Origin of the sequence: Pseudomonas sp. A214 (assembly GCF_900156295.1) — a bacterium.
In the GTDB taxonomy this organism is placed as follows: Bacteria; Pseudomonadota; Gammaproteobacteria; order Pseudomonadales; family Pseudomonadaceae; genus Aquipseudomonas; species Aquipseudomonas rhizophila.
In genome coordinates, this window is the sequence record NZ_LT707062.1 from 5241014 (window position 1) to 5259826 (window position 18813).

Genomic DNA, 18813 nt, shown 5'->3' on the forward strand with positions numbered 1-18813 from the left:
GCCATGCTGCTTAACCTGTTCAATGAAATGCGCGCCGCCAAGGTGCCGGTGTCGGTGCGTGAACTGCTGGACCTGATCAACGCCCTGAAACAGCGGGTGATCTTCGCCGACATGGACGAGTTCTATTACCTGTCCCGGGCGATCCTGGTGAAGGATGAACGGCATTTCGATAAGTTCGACCGGGCGTTCGCCGCCTACTTCAATGGCCTGGAGAAACTCGATGATCATCTCCAGGCGCTGATTCCCGAAGACTGGCTGCGCAAGGAGTTCGAGCGCTCGCTGACCGACGAAGAGCGGGCGCAGATCCAGTCCCTGGGCGGCCTGGACAAGCTGATCGAGGAGTTCAAGAAACGCCTGGAAGAACAGAAGGAACGCCATGCCGGCGGCAACAAATGGATCGGCACCGGCGGCACCAGCCCGTTCGGCTCCGGCGGTTTCAACCCCGAAGGCATCCGCGTCGGTGACGCCGGCAAGCGCCAGGGCAAAGCCGTAAAGGTCTGGGACCAGCGCGAGTACAAGAATCTGGACGACCAGGTGGAACTGGGCACCCGTAATATCAAGGTCGCCCTGCGCCGCCTGCGCAAGTTTGCCCGCCAGGGGGCCGCCGAAGAACTGGACATCGATGGCACTATCGACCACACCGCCCGGGACGCCGGCCTTCTGAATATCCAGATGCGCCCGGAGCGACGCAACACCGTCAAGTTGCTGTTATTGTTCGACATCGGCGGCTCGATGGATGCCCACGTAAAAATCTGCGAAGAACTGTTCTCGGCCTGCAAGACCGAGTTCAAGCACCTGGAGTATTTCTACTTCCACAACTTCGTCTATGAATCAGTGTGGAAAAACAACCTGCGCCGCACTTCCGAACGCACCTCGACCCAAGACTTGCTGCACAAGTATGGCGCCGATTACAAAGTGATCTTCATCGGCGACGCCGCCATGGCCCCGTATGAAATCACCCAGGCCGGCGGCAGCGTCGAGCATTGGAACGAAGAACCGGGGTATGTCTGGATGCAGCGCTTCATGGAGAAGTACAAGAAACTCATCTGGATCAATCCATACCCGAAGGACACCTGGGGCTACACCGCGTCGACCAACATCGTGCGCGAACTGGTGGAGGACCGCATGTTCCCGCTGACCTTGCGAGGGCTGGAAGAAGGGATGCGGTTTCTTTCCAAGTAAGATTTTTTCTGCCCTTGAGGGCCTCATCGCGAGCAGGCTCGCTCCCACAGGGTCTCGAGTCCAATGTGGGAGCGAGCCTGCTCGCGATGCTTTCAGCCTCCGAGCGATGTTACAGCCCGCGCAAATCGCGCTCTTCAATCGGTCGGCTCTGGCGCAGACGCCTGCCGCCCAGCACCACCCAGTCGATCAGGCGGAACAGGCACTCCAGGCCAAACGACAGCAACATGGCGCCACTGAGGCCCCAGATCATCGCCTCGGGGGTCAGCAGGATCTGGTAGCTGTAGCCGTTCCAGGTTTCCTTGCGAATTTCCGGGTCGGCCGCCAGGGCCACTTGCAGCAAACGGATGTACCACGGCCCCTGCATTGCCTGGAATTGCTTGTCCAACGCCTGCTGACGGACGAGCAACGTGTTCAGGCTGTCAGCATCACTGCGAAAGATCGGGTCTTCGCTGGCACGGTAGTGAGCCACCAGCGCTTGCATGTCGCCCTTGAAAAACTGGTTGGCGGTGCCCTGGAAGCCTTTCAGTCCTGTCTGCGCTTCGATCAGGTGCGCCTCGACCCGCTTGGCGTAATCGCTGATGAAACCGGGCACCTGCACCCCCACCAACAGGCCTACCGCGAACAACACCAGCCGTAGATAACTGAGCAACATAATCGTGAAGTCCTTATTCGGTCTGGCCATGGCTGACGCATTCGCCGCGCCGCCACAGGCTCCATTGGCCCGGTTCGTAGCGGGTCCAGGTTTCGTTTTCAGTCAAGGGTTCGGTGGCAATTACCGTGACCACGTCATTGGGCGTGGTTTCGGCGTGGAAATCCACGATCACGTCCACATCCTTGAGCCGCGCCGGGCCGAACGGCGCGCGACGGGTGATCTGGACCAGTTTGGTCGAGCAAAAGCAGAACAGCCAGTCACCATCGCTGAGCATGCAATTGAACACGCCCTTGCTGCGGTATTCGGTGCAGGCCTGGATCAACGACGGCAACAGTTGCTCCACCTCCACCGGTTCCGGGAACGCCTGGCGCACGCGATTGAGCAAATCGCAGAACGCCGCCTCGCTGTCGGTATCGCCCACCGGACGATAGAAGCTTGCGCCCGGCTGGAAATCGGCGAGTTGGCCATTGTGAGCGAAGCACCAGTTGCGGCCCCACAACTCACGTACGAACGGGTGGGTGTTGGACAGGCAGACCTTGCCGACATTGGCCTGGCGAATGTGCCCGATCACCACTTCGCTCTTGATGGGATAGCGCTGCACCAGGTTCGCCACTTCCGACTCGCTGCTGGCGGCCGGGTCCTGGAACAGGCGCAGGCCACGACCTTCATAGAAGGCAATGCCCCAGCCGTCCCGGTGCGGTCCGGTCTTGCCGCCACGCTGCATCAGCCCGGTGAAGCTGAACACGATATCGGTCGGCACGTTGGCGCTCATGCCCAGTAACTCACACATGCTCGGACCCTCGCTTCAATGGGACAAGCCTGGCTACAGCCGCGGTTCGATGCGCGAACGCTGAGGGTTGCTCGGTACTGGCGGGCGACCGTAACGGTCATCACCCGCCACGCCGAACGGCTGCTCATCCTGTAGTTCATCGGCAGCGGCGGCGGCTTTGGCGGCAGCGGCTTTTTCCTTGCGAGCGCTGGCTGCACGCTCGATGGGGAAGCGGATCAGCACGAAGATCAAATAAAGACCAAAGACGATCATGCCGTACATGAACAGATCGGATACCGCACGCCAGGCGTTGTTGCCGACCTTGAACAGCACGTCCAGGGCAACGATGGCCAGGGCCGGAGCAACCTGTTCCTTCACGGGGTCGACGATAGTGGGGCTGAACAGCAACACCGCCATCAACAGGCGCAGGGGCTCGCGCAACCAGCGCCAGATCCAGCGGGTCATGCGCATCCATACCAGCAGGCAGCCCAGGGCGGCGAAGGCATAGAGGCCCCAGGCGATCAGATAGTCGTTCTCGGTCATGGTGTCCATGGCAAGGCAGGCAAATAGGCGCTTATAGTAACGGCTTTTCGCTCGTCAGGCTGCCCCGGCGTCTGTCGAGTGGTCTGTGCCGCAGTATCTGTCGGTTAATTTCTGCCGCCGCAGGTGGCTGACCGAACTAACCACACCGGCCATCAGTCCCTATTTCGTACAACGTTCGAGAGCCTTTCATGCCCCTATCTGCCCACGTTTGCAACGCCCCGATTGCCCGCAGGGACCCCGGTGTTGATCCCTACGCCTGGCTGCAGGAGCGCGACACCGACGCCGTGCTCGACTACCTCAAGGCTGAAAACAGCTATCAGGACGCGCAACTGGCTGACCAGGCCGAACTGCGCGAAACCCTGTTCCAGGAAATCAAGGGCCGGATCCTGGAGACGGATCTGTCCCTGCCTTCGCCTTGGGGTCCGTACCTGTACTACACCCGCACCACGGCCGGGGACGAATACCCACGTCACTACCGCTGCCCGCGTCCGGTGGACGACAGCCTGACGGTGGATGAAAGCCGCGAGCAATTGTTGCTGGACCCTAACGTGCTGGCTGGCGGCGGTTTCTTTTCCCTGGGTGCCTTCAGCATCAGCCCCGACCACCAGCGTCTGGCTTACAGCCTGGACACCACTGGCGACGAGATTTACACCCTGTTCGTCAAAGAGCTGGCCAATGACAAAGTCAGTGAACTGTCCTTTGAGGATTGCGACGGCAGCATGACCTGGGCCAATGACAGCCTGACGCTGTTCTTTGGTGAGCTGGATGACACCCATCGCCCGCACAAACTTTGGCGCTATCGCCTGGACGGAACGGCGGCCGAAGAAGTGTTTCATGAGCCGGACGGACGTTTTTTCCTGCATTGCTACCGTTCGAGCTCGGAAAAACAGTTGATCCTGTCCCTGGGCAGCAAAACCACCAGTGAAGTCTGGGTCCTGGACGCCACCCAGCCAGACCAGCCTTTCACCTGCCTGGCGCCACGGGTGGAAGACCATGAATACGACGTCGACCATGGTTTGCTCGACGGTCAGTGGAGCTGGTTGATCCGCAGTAACCGCGACGGGATCAACTTCGCGCTGTACCAGGCTGCCGACACGGGCCTGGCGCCGACCGAGGCCGACTGGCAGAACCTGATCCCCCACAGCGACACGGTGATGATCGACGGCCTGAGCCTGAACGCCGGCGCCATGACCCTGAGCCTGCGTGAAGGCGGCCTGCCCATCATCGAAGTTCACCCACAGGGTTTGCCGGCGTATCGGGTGCAACTGCCGGACGCGGCCTACAGCCTGCATGTGCAGAACAGCCTGGAGTTCGTCAGCCCCCGCATTCGCTTGCGCTACGAGGCGCTGAACCGTCCGGCACAGATTCGCCAGCTGGACCTGGCCAGCGGCGAACAGGTCGTACTCAAGCAAACCCCGGTCCTGGGTCCATTCGATGCCGATGACTACGTGAGCCAGCGGCTGTGGGCGACCGCACCGGACGGCACGCAGGTGCCCATCAGCCTGGTGGTCAAGCGCCAGGCCCTCGGCCAGCCGGTGCCGCTGTACCTGTATGGCTACGGCGCCTATGGCGAGAGCCTCGATCCGTGGTTTTCCCATGGGCGGCTGAGCCTGCTCGATCGCGGCGTGGCGTTTGCCATTGCCCATGTGCGTGGTGGCGGTGAGCTGGGGGAAGCCTGGTATCGCGCCGGCAAGCAGGAGCACAAACACAACACCTTCAGCGACTTCATCGCCTGCGCCGAGCATTTGATCGCCAATGGCGTCACCCGCGCCGATCAACTGGCGATCAGCGGCGGCAGTGCCGGTGGCTTGTTGATCGGTGCGGTGCTCAATCAACGCCCGGATCTGTTCAAGGTCGCGATTGCCGAAGTGCCGTTCGTCGATGTGCTTAACACCATGCTCGACCCGGACTTGCCGCTGACCGTCACCGAATACGACGAGTGGGGCAATCCCGAGGAGCCCGCCGTCTATGATCGGATCAGGGCCTATGCCCCGTACGAAAACGTCAGCGCCCAGGCGTATCCGGCGCTGCTGGTGATCGCCGGTTACAACGACAGCCGCGTGCAGTATTGGGAAGCAGCCAAATGGGTGGCGAAATTGCGCGCCACCAAGACCGATGACAACCCCTTGCTGCTCAAGACCGAACTGGGCGCCGGCCACGGCGGAATGAGCGGGCGCTACCAGGGGTTACGTGACGTAGCCCTCGAATATGCATTTGTTTTGAAGGTTTTGGGGTTGGTCTGAGGAACTCCGTCGGATGGCCGGGTCTTAGCTCCATGCGCAGGGCTCTGATACCACCACCCAATGTGGGAGCAAGCCTTGCTCCCACAAAGGAATCGCCTTACATCCAAACCCTTGCAACCGCCCCAGACACAAGAAAAAGACCGTGACGACATGTCAGAACCGACCTTACTGAACAACGAAATCCGCGACTGGCTGATGGACTGCGGCCTGTTCGACCAGTTGCAGCCTGTCGACTTCGCCGCGGCGTCGGGCTACTTCAGCATCAGCGCCATTGCCCAAGGGGAAGCGATTTTCCGCGAGGGCGATGCCGGCAGCTTCATGTGCATCATCCATTCAGGGCAAGTGGCCGTGCAGAAAACCGGCCCCGACGGTCAACCCGTCACCATCGCCACGCTGCGCAGCGGCCGGGCATTCGGGGAAATGGCGGTGCTGGACGGAGAACGGCGCTCGGCCAGTTGCATCGCCGCCAGTGATTGCCAATTGCTGAACCTGGGCAAGGATTCCCTGGAAAAAATGCTCAACGATGCACCGAAGATCGCCGCCAAGATCATCCGCGCCCTCGCCGTTTCCCTGTCCAAACGCCTGCGCATGGCCGATGGGCAGTTGTTGTCGCAGCAGGTTTAGCTCTCCTCTGTCAGTTGAAATGCAGAACCTGTGGGAGCGAGCCTGCTCGCGATAGCGTCGGATCAGCCAACATCAATGTTGACTGGTTTATCGCTATCGCGAGCAGGCTCGCTCCCACAAGTTTTTTGCCATTCAGTGATCTCATTAACAAGCATTGGGCCTACCCCCCCGGCGACTTGGCCTTCGGTGGTTTTGGCTCCATCCCTGGTATCGGCTGGTCCTTGGGCGGCTTGGGCATTTCGATTGGCGGCAGCAACGGCGGTCCGCTTCCGGGGCTGGGCGTGGGTACGCCGCTGGGCGTGACCGGCGGGTATGGCATCGGTGTGGGGGTGCCGGGCGAACCGGGAATGCTCGGTGGGCTCACCGGAATCGTGGGCTGCTGGGCCTGCACCCAACTTATCGAGAGCGCTGCCAGGGCAATGGCCGTTAGAATGGTGCGCTTCATCAATGGCTCCGTGGCGATTGTCTGTCTTCAGGCTAGTCCTTACCGCGCCGCTTTGCCCTTCCTTTGCATGAGACATCCATGAAACGTTTCGTTCTACTGGACACCACCCCCATCCCTGACAATGGCGGCGCCCTGTGCCTGTTCGAGTACGGCGACGACTTCGTCATCAAGATCCAGGGCGGTGACGGTGGGCAGTTGATGAATACGCGCATGCACGGCTCCGAAGACGCCCTGGCCGAGATTCCTTGCCGCAAGGTTGCCGGCCGTCCCGGCTCGCGCGTACTGATCGGTGGCCTCGGCATGGGGTTCACGCTGGCCTCGGCCCTCAAGCACCTGGGCAAAAATGCCGAAGTGGTGGTGGCCGAACTGGTGCCCGGCGTGGTGGAGTGGAACCGTGGCCCTTTGGGCGAAAAGGCCGGTCGCCCACTGTCGGACCCGCGTACCGTGATCCGCATGGAAGATGTGGCCAAGGTGCTGCAAGCCGAACCCCAGGGCTTCGACGCCATCATGCTGGACGTCGACAACGGCCCCGAAGGCCTGACGCAGAAAGCCAACAGCTGGCTGTATTCAGCTGGCGGCCTGGCCGCCTGCGCCAAGGCCCTGCGGTCCAAGGGTGTGCTGGCAGTATGGTCGGCCAGCGCCGACCGGCAGTTTTCCGACAAACTGAAAAAGGCCGGCTTCAAGGCCGAAGAGGTGCAAGTCTTCGCCCACGGCAACAAAGGCACCCGCCACACCATCTGGATTGCCGAGAAGCTCAAGGGCTGAGCTAAACTCTGTTCAACCGTCATCAGTCTTTTTTACAAAGGTGAACCCATGAGTTCGTCAACGCCACCGTCCAACACCGCCAAGCTGGATCGCATCCTCGCCGATGCCCAGCGTGACCGGGAAATGGGTTACCGCGACAAAGCCCTGAAAATGTACCCCCACGTCTGTGGCCGCTGCGCCCGTGAGTTTTCCGGCAAGCGCCTGAGTGAACTGACTGTTCACCACCGCGACCACAACCATGACAACAACCCGCAGGACGGTTCCAACTGGGAACTGCTGTGCCTGTACTGCCACGACAACGAACACTCGCGTTACACCGACCAGCAATATTTCGGCGACGGCTCCCTGAGCACCCCGAAAATCGCCAAGGCGACCCACAACCCGTTCGCCGCACTGGCCGGGTTGATGAAAAAGGACGAGTAGCCAGCCATTGTGGCGAGAGGATTTATGTGGGAGCAAGGCTTGCCCGCGATGAAGCCAATGCGGTCTTTCAGAAACCGAGCCGGCTGTTTCGCGAGCAAGCTTTGCTCCCACAGGATTTTGCGAACAACACGAATCCACTGTGGGAGCGAGCCTGCTCGCGATGGCGATCTTCAGAGCAATACATCACCAGAACCGAGCCCAGCCCGGACATTCCCCGTATAATCGCGCCTTTTCCCCAAAGGCACCCCGCCCGTGGCCAACAAACGCTACAGCTGCATCGGTCTGTTCAACCCCAAATCTCCGGAAAACGTCGGTTCGGTCATGCGTGCCGCCGGCTGCTACGGCGTGGCGTCGGTGTTCTACACTGGCAAACGCTATGAGCGCGCCGCGGACTTCGTCACGGACACCAAGAAAGTCCACTACGACATCCCGTTGATCGGCATCGATGACCTGAAAAAAATCCTGCCCCTGGGCTGTGTGCCAGTGGCCGTGGAACTGGTCGACGGTGCTCGTCCCTTGCCCGAATACACTCACCCGGACCGGGCGCTGTATATCTTCGGCCCGGAAGATGGCTCGCTGGATAAAGACATCCGTGACTGGTGCGAAGACGTGGTGTACATCCCCACCACCGGTTGCATGAACCTGGCGGCCACGGTCAACGTCGTGTTGTACGACCGCATGGCCAAAGGCAATAACACCCGTTCGGGGCCGCAATTCCGCTGATCGGTGCGCAATTGGATTGAACAAGGGAATCGCTCGGGCAGTCAGTTTTATACCAACCCCACACCGGAGACAGATCATGAGCGATAACAACCCGTTCGAGCCGATTGAGACCACCCCTTTCCAATCTCATCCGCCGCAAAACGTGCATGGCTGGGAACGCATTGGCTCATTGGCCGGCGGAGTCCTGATGATGGGCAAGGGCTTGCGCCGTGGCGGCGTGATCGGTTTGGCCCAACTGGCGATCGGCGGCATGGCCCTGGCGCGCGGCATCACCGGGCACTGCTCGGCCAAGACCTTGCTGGAAAAGAATCGTCAGAACCTGCACCACGCCCGTGCCCGCATCGAGCAGGCCGGTGATGAGCTGAGCCGCATGAAAGCCAGCGCCGAGGCCGCGACCAGCACGGCTACAGTGACGGGGAATGATTCGTTGAGTTCGCCGAAGGTTGGGCTTTGATTTTACTGGCTGATGGCCCCATCGCGGGCAAGCCTTGCTCCCACATTTTGAGTGCAACGCTGGTCAATGTGGGAGCGAGCCTGCTCGCGATAGCGGTATTACTGAAGTAACCGCGTATCCAGCACAGTAGAACTCTCCCCCAGAACGCTCTCGCTGAGCTGGACAAACTCCTGGGTATCAACCGTCTCCAGACGCATGGCGGCGTGCAGCACGTCATCGAGCGAGCGCTTGTTGCGGGTTTTCAAACGAATCTCGCGGTCCAGCTCCTGCAACAGCAACACCGCCTTGGCCACCGTCGCCGGGCGGACCTGCTCGCCACGCAAGGTGCTGACGCCTTTGCTGTCCCGAGCCAACCGGTCGTTCAGGCTCTGGTAGCGCTCATCACTCATGCCGCCAGCCCGACGCAGCAATTCGATGGCGTAATACTCGGCCAGCCCTTCGCTGATCCAGTCACTGCGCTCACGATCGTTGACGCGCGCCAGCATCTGCACCAACTCGCGCAACATCGGGCTATTGCCGCGTTCGCTGACCAGCGGCGGACGACTGTGCAGATAAATCGATTCATGCCCGGCCTGGGCGCCACGCCACATCGGGTCTGACGCGCCGATGATCAGCAGCTTGCCGGGATGACGCGGCACCAACGCCTGCACTTGCGGCCAGACGAACGTCAGCAGCGTCAGCACATCCATCCGGCGCATGCCCTGGCCTTGGGGTGAGGCCACCGTCACCTCGGTCTCTCCCAGGCGTGTGCGACGGCTGCCGAGTTTGCCGGCGAGCATCCAGCCGGTGGGACGATCGAACAGCCGCGCGGGGTTGTCGATGCGAAAGCGTTGCTTGCCGATGCGCGGCCAGGCCGTTTCGATGCTTTTCCAGCCGTCGGGCAGTTCAAATTGCAAACGTGACACCAGCTCAGTGCCATCCTGCTGATCCAACTTGGCCGGCGGCACAAGATCGTCGCCACGCAGAAGCCCCCATCCCGGGGTCATACGGGTTTCAAACGTACCGTTCTTGCGAGTATTACTGATGCGCACGCGATAGCTCAGGCTCGCCTTGTCGGCACTGGGACGCCAAACGCCGCGTGTGTCCTTGCCCAGGATGAGCTGCCATTGACCGTCGGCCTTGAAGTGGCTGTAGCGGCTGCCATCGCCGAGGTCGAAGTCCAGGCTGCGCACTGCCGAACCCCGCGCCAGGGTCAGGCGCACTTCGGCCTGATCGCTTTGCGGCAACAGGTGCACGTGATAATCCAGATCGACTTTCTGCGCCGCCCACAGCGGCCCGCACACCGCCCACAGCCCGGCTGCGAGCATCCTTTTCAATCCTGCTGCCATGGGTTCTCCCTGATGGTGCGATGCCCGGCATTCAGCCGGCGCGAAAAATCAGATGATCTTCCCAATCGTCCTCGGGCACGCTGCCTTCGGCCAGCATGCGCCCGGATTGGGAAATGCGTTCGTGGTGCACGGCATCGCGATCGCCACAGACCAGGTGGTGCCATAACGGCAGATCCTTGCCCTCACTGACCAGACGATAACCGCAGGTCGGTGGCAACCATTTGAACTCATCGGCCTTGCCCGGTGTGAGCTGGATGCAATCGGGAACAAAGTCGCGGCGCCGGGAATAGTCGGTGCACTGGCAGGTTTTCAAGTCCAGCAATTTGCAAGCGATGCGCGTGTAGTAGACGCTGTTGTCGTCTTCGTCTTCGAGTTTTTGCAGGCAGCACAGGCCACAGCCGTCACACAGCGATTCCCATTCCTGCGCATCAAGCTGATCGAGGGTTTTACGTATCCAGAACGGTTCGACTTTGGCGGCCATGGCTCAAGCAATCAGCATCAGATGGTGAAAAGGCCGTCAGTCTAGTGCCGGGGCCTCTTCAGGCCAAGCATGGGCGACTGTCGGTAGGGCGTTGTGTTGGCGAAGTCCGTAAATGGATTGGCCGAGAACACCGATGGGGTGACCGCTGAAGATCACTGTGGGAGCGAGCCTGCTCGCGATAGCGCCGGATCAGCCAGCATTGATGCCGACTGGCAAACCGCTATCGCGAGCAGGCTCGCTCTCACAAGTTGATTGGCTCGGTCTAATATCCCCGATCGAAATCCACTTCCCCGCGCAAGGTTTCGCCGGCCTGGTAGGCCCGCAGGTTTTCCAGGAACAACTGCACCATCATCGCCGGCGACGTCGGTGCCGAGCTATGGCCGGTCAGCAGCAGGCCCCAGGCCGTCCAGAAAGGATGCCGCTGTGGCAACGGCTCCTGGCGGCAAACGTCAATGACCGCGCCGGCCAGGTGCCCTTCCTTCAAGGCTTGCACCAGATCGGCATCGACCACGGCCACGCCGCGCCCGACATTGATGAACAGCCCGGTGGGCTTGAATTGCCTGAACAGCGTCGCGTCGTATATATCGTGGGTGTCCGGCGTGTTGGGCAGCAGGTTGATCACATAATCCACCTCCCCCACCATGCGCGGCAGATCCTTCAGCGCCCCGACCTCAATGAACGGCGCCAGCTCCCGGGCTTCGCTGGCAATGCCATACAGCTGCACACCAAACGGCAGCAGGAACTGCGCTACCCGCTGGCCGATATCGCCGGTCCCGACGATCAGTGCCTTGCGCCCGGCCAGACTCTGGCCCTGACGGTTGTCCCACTTGCGCTCGACCTGGCTGACCAGCCGCGCCAGCACCTCGCGCTCATGACCGAGCATATAGGTAAGGACGTACTCGGCCATCACCTGGCCGAAAATGCCCACCGCACGGGTCAGGCGATAATCACGCGTCAAGCCCTCGGCCAGCAGCGGCGTGATGCCCGCCCAGGTCGATTGCAGCCACTGGGGCTGATGGCCTTGACGCAACAGGGTGGCCAGCAGATCGGGCTGGCCCAGCCAGACCGGGCAGTCGGCGGCCAGTCGCGACAGTTCGGCGGAGTCGCCACTGGTCAGGACTTGGATATCGGGTGCAGCCTGTCGCAGAAGCTGGGCGTACACCGCGTGATCGTGTTCGGCAATCAGAACGCGCATGGATCAAACCTTTCAAAAACTATGCAGACGACCGCCGACAGAGTGTCGCTCCATCCTTGCGGCCATCGCCAATAAACCATTCCAGTGTTTCAAGAGGCCCGGGAAAGGTGCCTCGGGGTACCGTCAGACCGGGTCGTTGCGTCGCAGCAACTCTTCCGGCAGATGCTCGATGTATTCGTCTTCAGCCGGTGGCATCTGCAAGTGATAACCCTGGGTATCGAGGTTTTCCAGCACCAGGTTGATGTCCTCCCGGGACAGCTTGCGCTCGGGGCTCAGCACCAGGTCAAAGGCATGGATCGCCTTGCCAAAGGCAGCCATCAGGGGCTCGGGCACACGCTCCAGGGCATCGCTTTTGAGCACATACAGGTACATCTCGTTTTTCTTCGAGCTTCGGTAGATCGAGCAGATACGTTTCAAGGCTGTTCTCCGGCGGTGGCCAGGCTGTCGAGCAGCGCCTGGCCCATCAATTCGCGGCGCCAGCCACGCAGCGAATCGGGCAATTGGTAAGGGCCCTCGGGAAAGCCGCTCTTGATCAGCGCCTCGAGGGTTTTCTTGCGCAGCATCAGTTCAGGGGCGATTCCCAGGCGCTCGGCCTCAGCCTGCCCCAGTGCCCGCAGACGCTTGACCAGCGCCGAAGCCTCGATGGGCAAGGGTTCGGCCACGGCTGGCGGCCATTGTTCGGGCGGCACGCTGGCGGCGCGTTTTATCAGCTCCAGCAGGAACTCGCCGTCCTGGCGCACGGTACGCGGGTGCATGTCTTCGATTTTCGCCAGCGCGCCGAGGTTATCCGGCTGAGTGCGGGCCAGGGGCCACAGCGAGTGCTCGCGAATGACCCGGTTACGCGGCAGGTCACGAGCCCGCGCTTCCCGCTCGCGCCAGGCGCATAGCTCGCGCAGCACGGCCAGTTGGGCACGGGAAAGTTTCCAGGCCAGCTTGGCCTCACGATATACCTCATAGGGGTCGACTTCGCGACGCAGGTTGGCCACCAGCTCGGCGCCATCCTCCAGGACCCAGGCGTATTTTTCGTCAGAAAGCTTCGGGCGTAGCTGTACGAAAACTTCCGCCAGATGCACTGCATCTTCAGCGGCGTAGCTGATCTGCGTTTCCGACAGGGGTCTTTGCAACCAATCAGAGCGGGTTTCGCCCTTGGGCAAGTCGATGCCCAACACGTCCTGTACCAGCCGGGAATAACCCATGGAAAAACCCAGGTTCAGGTAAGCGGCGGCCAATTGAGTGTCGAACAGCGGCGCAGGCAGGCTGCCGGTCAAGCGCAGCAGCACTTCAAGGTCTTCGCTGCAGGCGTGCAGCACCTTGAGCACTGCCGGGTTTTCCAGCAACGCGGCCAGGGGCTTCCAGTTGTCGATGGTCAAGGGGTCGATCAGATAGGCACGCTCGCCGTCGCCGATCTGCAACAAACCGGCAATGGGATAAAACGTGTCGACCCGCATGAATTCAGTGTCGAGGGCGACGAATGGCAACTGCTGCCATTGGGCGCAAAACTGACCGAGGCTATCGTTGTCGCGAATCCAGTGAATATCGATGGCCACACGGCTCTCCCTTGAAGAATGGCGCGCAGTATATATCGCCGTCAGCGATTGCGAGCATCCATAGAGCGGGAGCCTGAGAGAAATCGCCTGCGCGAAGGCAAGAATAGTCCTACATCGGGAATTAACCGGCCTTGCACAACGCATAAACCCGCGTCAGCGCAAACCCGGGCAGAAAATCCTGGTACCACAGCAGGGTGAAACCGGCCTGGCGGAACTCGGCTTCAACTTCAGCCTTGTCGGCCAAGCCGCGGTGCGGTGCAGGTCCGATGTTGAGGCGACCTTCAATTTGCACCGACACAATCACCGTGTCACGGCTGACCCGATGAAATTCGCGCAACAGCGCCAGCCGATGCTCACTGGCCTTGATGTGCCGAAACAGTTGCAGACACAAAATACAGTCCACCGCGTTAGCCGACAGGCCGAGGGTGAATGCCGAACTGGGAAAGGTCGTGACCCGCTCCAGCAACGCGCCGCCATGGTGGGTGCGGGCGTGATCGAGCATGTCTGGCGAGGGGTCCGCCGCCAGGATCACCCGGTTGGCATGTTCGGCCAGCACCGGCCAGAACCGGCCCGCGCCACAGGTCACATCCAGCACCAGCCCCGGTTCACCGGCGGCTTTCAAGGCATTGCGGACCAATTGCTCGTCACGCCAGAACGCCAGGCGCAGTCGCCTGGGCGCCGCTTGACGGCAAATGCGCGCGTGTTCCCGGTCATGATGCCTGGCGAACTCGATCTCTACGGGGGATGGGGGTTGCCCAGACATACCAACCGCTCTTGGGAAAGATGAATAGGAACAGGCTAACCACCCGTACGTGAAAAAAAAGTCGAGGCGCTCACTGCCGGGCCAATACCCCGTCAATGACCGCGCCACGGCAACCGGCAAACAGGTCCAGGTCCCGGTTGTAGACCTTGCTGTTGACTTCCAGCAGCCCGAGCATCGAATGAAACAGATTGTCCTGGCTCAAGGGCTTGTCCCGGCTCAGTTGCAGGCAATGGGTGTCGACGGAGAAGGACTTCTGATAGCTGTCGGAAAACCAGGCCAGCATCGCCACGTGTTTCTGTTGTTCCGGGGCGAGCATGTAGGGCGTGCCATGGAGAAACAGGTTGTACTCGCCCAGGGACTCGCCGTGGTCGGACAGGTACAGCATCGCTGTGTCGACCTTGTCCTGATTGGCCCGCAGCAGCTCGATCAGGGTCGATAACACATGGTCGGTGTACACCAGCGTGTTGTCGTAGCCGTTGACGATGCTCTGGCGGCTGCAATTGTTCAGCGCATTGCTTTGGCACACTGGGGTGAAATGTTCGTATTGCTTGGGATAGCGCTTGAAATACTCCGGCCCGTGACTGCCCATTTGGTGGAGCACCAGCACGGTGTCCTTGTCGAGGGTGTCGATGAAATGCTGCAGGCCCTGGAGCAGAATTTCGTCGCGACACTCACTGTTGGCGCACAGGGCCGGGTCTTTGAGATTGCTGACATCCTGCACAGTGACCCGGTCGCAAGTGCCTTTGCAGCCCGACTGATTGTCACGCCAGATCACCTCCAGCCCGGCGCGCTTGAGCACATCGAGCAGGCCTTCTTCGTTCCTGGCCTTGCTGGCGTCGTAGTTCTTGCGGCCCATGTTGGAAAACATACACGGCACCGATACCGCGGTTTCCGTACCGCAGGAGTGCACATCAGTGAAGGCGATCAGGCCAGCTTCTTGATTGAGTTGCGGCGTGGTATCGCGGTTATAGCCCAGAATGCCGAAGTTCTCGGCACGGGCGCTCTCCCCCACCACCAGTACGGTCAGGGACTTGCGGGCATGGGTTTGCCAGACCGGATTACGACTCGCATCCTCTCCCAAGGTTATGAAGGGCTGTTTGGCCGACGCGACCTGTTCACGCAAGTACCCGATCGACGCACCGATGTAGTTGCTCGGTACCACCATCAAATGCAATTCATGATGATTGCGAAACAATGAAGACAACCCTTGGTAATTGGCCAGGGCGACCATGCCGATCACCGCCGCCGACACCCCACTCACCACTAACTTGCTTAACAGTTCTTTGGGCCAGCGGCGATAGCTGATCGGCGTTTTAAATAACAACCAGGACGGCAACACGCCTAATAAACCGAGGTAGGCAAACAACTTTAACGACAATAAATCACGCACCTCTGTGGCATTGGTTTCAGCAAAGTTACGAAACATCCCGGCATCGATCAGCACGCCATACTGAGCCATGAAGTACGCCACACCGGCGCTGATCAGAAAAAGCAACATCAGCACAGGCTTGAACAGCCCACGGAACGCTACCAGTGTCAGCACCAGGTTGAAGGCGAACAATACCAGCACCGCAAACGCCACGCCGATCAGCACGCCCCCGCCGTCACCTGCCGTAATGGTATGCAGGTGCTGCCAGAGCACAACGTTGAAGCCCACTAATAAAAAGACACTGGCGACCAGCGTCACCCACTCGGGGCGCACGGGTTTAATGGTCAGCATGAGGTTTTAAAGTTTCCTGGAAGTTGCGCTATGGAAAGCAAATACCGCAGGAAAGTTTGAAAAACTACTGTGCTACGGCAACACAAACTTTAGGCAGGTCACTATCAATTTTTCGTGAAAAAGTTGCCATTAAATAATTTTTCAAGTAGCAAGCCGCACGTCCGATCCGACGTGCAGCTTGTGGGCTCAGTTCAAGCCTGATGGATGTACCAACGCCAGTCCTGCTCTCCGACCTCGCCCATGAACTGACGGTATTCGGCGCGTTTGACCGCCAGGTACACCCTGAGGAACTCATCGCCGAAGGCTTGCCTGGCCCAGGTCGAGGCTTCAAGCGTGCGCAAGGTGGTGAGCCAGTCGGTGGGCAGCAATTCGCTCGCCTGGGCATAGCCGTTGCCCGCCACTGGCGCACCGGGATCGCACTGTTCACGAATGCCGCGATGGATGCCGGCCAGTATCGCTGCGGCGGCCAGGTACGGATTGGCGTCGGCACCACAAATACGATGTTCGATATGCCGCGAAAACGCCGGCCCGCCCGGTATCCTCAGGCTCACGGTGCGATTGTCCACGCCCCAGGTTGCCGCCAGCGGCGCATAGCTGTTGCTCTGGAAGCGCCGGTAGGAATTGGCATTCGGACAGAACATCAGCAGTGAGTCGAGCAACGTGTCGAGCATCCCGCCCACCGCATGACGCAGCAGCGGCGTGCCATCGGCGGCTTCGCTGGCAAACAGGTTATGGCCCTCGCGATCCGCCAGGCTGACGTGCATGTGCATGCCCGAACCCGCCAGTTCCGCGAACGGCTTGGCCATGAAACACGCCTGCATGCCGTGTTTATGCGCCACGCCTTTGACCAGACGTTTGTAGCGCACCGCCTCATCCATGGCCTGCAAGGCATCGGTGCGGTGTTGGAGGGTGATTTCCACTTGGCCCGGCGCGTATTCGGAAATGGCCGTTCGGGCCGGGATCCCCTGCGACTTGCAGGCGGAATAGAGGTCCGCCAGGAACGGTTCGATCTGTTCCAGCTCGCGCAAGCCATAAACCTGCGTGGCACCGGGTCGACCGCCATCAGCGTCCCGCGCCGGTTGCGGCCGGCCCTGGCTGTCGCGCTGCGCGTCCAACAGATAGAACTCCAGCTCCGCCGCCATCACCGGGTAATAGCCATCGGCCTGCAAAGCGTCGATCACTTGACTGAGCAAATAACGCGGATCGGCGATGGTCGCGGGCATGCCTTCCTGAGGATGCATGCTGACCTGCACTGCCGCAGTGGGGATCAGCCGCCAGGGCATTCGCTGCAAGCTGCCGCTGATGGGATAAGCCCGGCAATCGATGTCGCCAACATCCCACACCAGCCCGGAGTTTTCCACGTCGTCGCCATTGATGGTCAACCCGAGAATGGTACTGGGCAAGGGCCGCCCACTTTCGTAAAGCGCCAGCAACTCATCCCGGTGCAGCAGTTTGCCCCGAGGCACACCGTTGCTGTCGAGAATAAACAGCTCGAACAGCTCAATATCCGGATTTTGCTCCAGGAACGCCTGGGCTTGATGCAGGGGGGCAAAAGAGAGGTGGGCAGAACTCATGAGAACGCTCGTATTTTCATGTCGGACGGGCGACAAAGCACCGTCAGCCTGTGCTCGCGATCAACGAACACTGTTTAGGATCAACAGGAAATACAAGTATCTGGAGGACGGGCGTGGCGACAATGCCAGAGTGCCCAAAAAGCCAGTTCAGAGGGCAGCGCACACAGCGTGGGAGAGACCCCGGACATAAACCTGCCCACCGGCCCCATTGCGGCGAATGAAGGGTATTGGATTGCTGCGGGCCAACCGTCCATAAAAGACATCACAGGAAACACACTTTGGCAGAGTCCCACGTCACCAAAGCCGGTTAAACCTTGATTTGATGGAGCTTGGATCGCAATGAGCTAAACAATCGGCCAGAGAATCGAATGCTGAACGATCCGTCGTGTTCATTACATTATCTGTCCCACTCGCGACCGTGAAACCGCTCGCCTGGCATTCTCCTGGGACGATCGTTCCGTTAGGATCAAGGGTCTGGTTTGCGCAAGATCCGCGCAAGGAGCACAGAGAGAGACAGAACGGATGCTGAACAGTAACTCCCTCAGAAAACTCGATATGCAAGACCTCATGGTGTTTAACGCTGTGTACGAGCAAAGCAGCGTCACCGGTGTATCCGAGGCTTTGTGTGTCAGCCAGTCAACGGTCAGCTACTGCCTCAAGAAACTGCGGACCTGTTTCGACGACGAGTTGTTCATCAACACCCGCACTGGCATGCGCCCCACTTATAAAGCCGAGGGCATGTACAAGCATGTGCGCGCCATCTTGCAGAGTATCAACCTGTGCCATGCCGGTGCGGCCACGGTTGATCCCGCCCGGCAAACCATCAAGCGCCTGAAGGCTTGTCGGGATTCACCTTGAAACGCCGTGCAGCCAGGCCGCTGATAGCACCTGGCTGCGCGAGCGGATCGTCAAGACGCGAAGCACCTGACCCTCAGGCGCCGACGACAGCCTTGGCATAGGGGCCTCGGTCGATGTCGAGGATTTCCACGCACAGTTGCACGGAAACGTCAGCCGGCCATTCGCCCACCTCCTGGATTACCTCCAACAGTTTTTCGGCCAACTGCTTCTTGACCTCTGGCGAACGGCCGCTCAACAAGGCCAGCTTCACATGCACGAAACCGCGCTTTTCGAAAAGGGTGCCCACCAGGAAATTCTCGATTTTCACAGCCCGGCTTTTGATGTCCGACTCGGCAGCGAACTGACCGGAGGCCACCAGCGTATTATTCAGACGCAACAGTACGACACCCTCGTCAAACTTGGGCAGGTTGGCGGTGTACTCCATGTGCAGGTGAGGCATGTGTTCGACTCCTGTTCGAAAATATGACGATGTGGTTTCAGCCGTCGCAACCATACCTCGACTTTACTTGGCTGACGCAGGTTTT

At 60.2% G+C, this 18813-nt stretch carries 20 protein-coding genes and 1 pseudogene; 8 read left to right on the plus strand and 13 right to left on the minus strand.

What is annotated here, in order from left to right; all coding sequences use genetic code 11:
* Nucleotides 1-3 precede the first annotated feature (3 nt).
* Nucleotides 4-1182 (plus strand): vWA domain-containing protein, encoded by a 1179-nt coding sequence (locus BW979_RS23300; RefSeq protein WP_076385924.1) that lies wholly within the window; start codon nt 4-6, stop codon nt 1180-1182.
* 109 nt (nt 1183-1291) lie between these two features.
* Here the strand turns inward: BW979_RS23300 and BW979_RS23305 are convergent, their stop codons facing one another.
* The 3 genes from BW979_RS23305 to BW979_RS23315 are packed head-to-tail and all read right to left on the minus strand — an operon-like array spanning nt 1292 to nt 3155.
* A complete protein-coding gene (locus BW979_RS23305) occupies nt 1292-1834 on the minus strand; it encodes a DUF2937 family protein (protein ID WP_047227932.1) in 543 nt (180 codons plus the stop codon).
* A gap of 13 nt (nt 1835-1847) precedes the next feature.
* Nucleotides 1848-2624 (minus strand): class II glutamine amidotransferase, encoded by a 777-nt coding sequence (locus tag BW979_RS23310; RefSeq protein WP_047227933.1) that lies wholly within the window; start codon nt 2622-2624, stop codon nt 1848-1850.
* A 33-nt stretch (nt 2625-2657) separates the two neighbouring features.
* Nucleotides 2658-3155 carry a hypothetical protein gene (locus BW979_RS23315; RefSeq protein WP_047227934.1) on the minus strand — a complete coding sequence of 166 codons (498 nt, stop codon included), beginning with the start codon at nt 3153-3155 and terminating at the stop codon, nt 2658-2660.
* Between the two features lie 179 nt (nt 3156-3334).
* On the opposite strand from BW979_RS23315, the gene BW979_RS23320 reads away from it, so the two are divergent.
* Together BW979_RS23320 and BW979_RS23325 are read left to right on the plus strand one after the other, a co-directional pair.
* Nucleotides 3335-5389: a S9 family peptidase gene (locus BW979_RS23320; protein WP_076385926.1), complete on the plus strand. Its 2055-nt coding sequence runs from the start codon at nt 3335-3337 to the stop codon at nt 5387-5389.
* 150 nt (nt 5390-5539) lie between these two features.
* Nucleotides 5540-6013, plus strand: coding sequence for a cyclic nucleotide-binding domain-containing protein (locus BW979_RS23325; protein ID WP_047228036.1), 474 nt, complete (start codon nt 5540-5542; stop codon nt 6011-6013).
* Nucleotides 6014-6173: 160 nt separating this feature from the next.
* Here BW979_RS23325 and BW979_RS23330 read toward each other — a convergent pair whose 3' ends face one another.
* The gene (locus tag BW979_RS23330; RefSeq protein WP_076385928.1) at nt 6174-6458 is read right to left on the minus strand and encodes a hypothetical protein; all 285 of its coding nucleotides are present in this window, start codon (nt 6456-6458) and stop codon (nt 6174-6176) included.
* Nucleotides 6459-6536: 78 nt separating this feature from the next.
* Here BW979_RS23330 and BW979_RS23335 point away from each other — a divergent pair, with 78 nt between their 5' ends.
* The 4 genes from BW979_RS23335 (at nt 6537) to BW979_RS23350 (ending at nt 8823) form a co-directional block, all read left to right on the plus strand.
* Nucleotides 6537-7223 (plus strand): spermidine synthase, encoded by a 687-nt coding sequence (locus BW979_RS23335; RefSeq protein WP_047227938.1) that lies wholly within the window; start codon nt 6537-6539, stop codon nt 7221-7223.
* 48 nt (nt 7224-7271) lie between these two features.
* On the plus strand, nt 7272-7646 hold the full coding sequence (locus BW979_RS23340) for a YajD family HNH nuclease (RefSeq protein WP_003184246.1): 375 nt from the start codon (nt 7272-7274) through the stop codon (nt 7644-7646).
* A 252-nt stretch (nt 7647-7898) separates the two neighbouring features.
* The gene (locus BW979_RS23345; RefSeq protein WP_003184248.1) at nt 7899-8369 is read left to right on the plus strand and encodes an RNA methyltransferase; all 471 of its coding nucleotides are present in this window, start codon (nt 7899-7901) and stop codon (nt 8367-8369) included.
* A gap of 76 nt (nt 8370-8445) precedes the next feature.
* Nucleotides 8446-8823: a YgaP family membrane protein gene (locus tag BW979_RS23350; protein ID WP_047227940.1), complete on the plus strand. Its 378-nt coding sequence runs from the start codon at nt 8446-8448 to the stop codon at nt 8821-8823.
* A gap of 98 nt (nt 8824-8921) precedes the next feature.
* Here the strand turns inward: BW979_RS23350 and BW979_RS23355 are convergent, their stop codons facing one another.
* From BW979_RS23355 to BW979_RS23390, 8 genes are all read right to left on the minus strand, one after another.
* Complete coding sequence (locus BW979_RS23355) at nt 8922-10151, minus strand: hypothetical protein (RefSeq protein WP_076385930.1); 1230 nt, start codon at nt 10149-10151, stop codon at nt 8922-8924.
* Nucleotides 10152-10182: 31 nt separating this feature from the next.
* A complete protein-coding gene (locus BW979_RS23360; protein ID WP_047227942.1) occupies nt 10183-10632 on the minus strand; it encodes a YcgN family cysteine cluster protein in 450 nt (149 codons plus the stop codon).
* 262 nt (nt 10633-10894) lie between these two features.
* Nucleotides 10895-11827: a D-2-hydroxyacid dehydrogenase gene (locus tag BW979_RS23365; RefSeq protein ID WP_047227943.1), complete on the minus strand. Its 933-nt coding sequence runs from the start codon at nt 11825-11827 to the stop codon at nt 10895-10897.
* A gap of 123 nt (nt 11828-11950) precedes the next feature.
* Nucleotides 11951-12244, minus strand: a complete 294-nt coding sequence (locus tag BW979_RS23370; RefSeq protein WP_047227944.1) for a YcgL domain-containing protein — start codon at nt 12242-12244, stop codon at nt 11951-11953.
* Nucleotides 12241-13374, minus strand: a complete 1134-nt coding sequence (gene rnd, locus BW979_RS23375) for a ribonuclease D (RefSeq protein ID WP_076385932.1) — start codon at nt 13372-13374, stop codon at nt 12241-12243. The genes BW979_RS23370 and rnd overlap by 4 nt, the downstream gene beginning before the upstream one ends.
* Nucleotides 13375-13495: 121 nt before the next feature.
* Nucleotides 13496-14137, minus strand: a complete 642-nt coding sequence (locus BW979_RS23380) for a class I SAM-dependent methyltransferase (RefSeq protein ID WP_076385934.1) — start codon at nt 14135-14137, stop codon at nt 13496-13498.
* A gap of 70 nt (nt 14138-14207) precedes the next feature.
* Nucleotides 14208-15857 (minus strand): phosphoethanolamine transferase, encoded by a 1650-nt coding sequence (locus BW979_RS23385; protein WP_076385936.1) that lies wholly within the window; start codon nt 15855-15857, stop codon nt 14208-14210.
* 191 nt (nt 15858-16048) lie between these two features.
* Entirely contained in the window at nt 16049-17431 is a 1383-nt protein-coding gene (locus BW979_RS23390) for a glutamine synthetase family protein (RefSeq protein WP_076385938.1), read from the minus strand.
* A 522-nt stretch (nt 17432-17953) separates the two neighbouring features.
* Here BW979_RS23390 and BW979_RS23395 point away from each other — a divergent pair.
* Nucleotides 17954-18256, plus strand: a pseudogene (locus tag BW979_RS23395) (LysR family transcriptional regulator); the annotation flags it as partial.
* Between the two features lie 106 nt (nt 18257-18362).
* Here BW979_RS23395 and BW979_RS23400 read toward each other — a convergent pair.
* On the minus strand, nt 18363-18728 hold the full coding sequence (locus BW979_RS23400; protein WP_047227950.1) for a 5-carboxymethyl-2-hydroxymuconate Delta-isomerase: 366 nt from the start codon (nt 18726-18728) through the stop codon (nt 18363-18365).
* Nucleotides 18729-18813 lie beyond the last annotated feature (85 nt).